This window comes from Streptomyces sp. AC627_RSS907 (assembly GCF_019049165.1).
The window spans coordinates 1-585 of record NZ_JAGMUE010000399.1; the positions used below are offsets into that span (position 1 = coordinate 1).

1 protein-coding gene and 1 pseudogene are annotated in these 585 nt (G+C 71.8%); both read left to right on the forward strand.

All coding sequences use genetic code 11. The features are described from left to right. Window positions 1-246, forward strand: a pseudogene (locus KUM32_RS36100) (dUTP diphosphatase); the annotation flags it as partial. Window position 247: 1 nt separating this feature from the next. Continuing rightward, window positions 248-585, forward strand: a 338-nt coding sequence (locus KUM32_RS36105; protein ID WP_217146131.1) for a DUF3710 domain-containing protein, incomplete at its 3' end; no start/stop codon positions are given.

Sequence of the window (585 nt, forward strand, 5' to 3'; positions counted from 1 at the left end):
GGGGAGATCAAGGTGATCGTGGTCAATCTGGACCCGCGCGAGAGCGTGCGGTTCGAGCGGTTCGACCGGGTCGCCCAGCTCATCGTCCAGCAGGTGGAGAAGGTGCGCTTCCACGAGGTGGTGGAGCTTCCCGGCTCGGCGCGCGCCGAGGGGGGCTTCGGGTCCACGGGGGGCCATGCCGCGGTGGGCGGCTCATCGGGTGGGAATGGATACTCTTCGGTCGGTGCCGACCGGGAAGGACAGTGACGTGTTCGGACGTCGACGCAAGCGCAGTGAGGACGCCGTCGACCAGGTCGACAAGGGCGTGGCCGCCGAGGAGTTGGCCGAGGACACGGCGGACGACGTGGCCGACGACTCGGCCGAGGAGGCGGAGCAGGTAAGCCTGCCGCCCGCGCCGCGCCCCGACGGACCGTGGGACATCTCCGAGGTCGGCAACCCCGGTGAGGGCCGCGTGGACCTCGGCGGGCTGTTCGTGCCCGGGGTCGAGGGCATGGAGCTGCGGGTCGAGGTCGCCGGGGACTCGATCGTCGCCGCGACCGTCGTGCTGCGGGACAGCGCGGTGCAGTTGCAGGGCTTCGCCGCCCC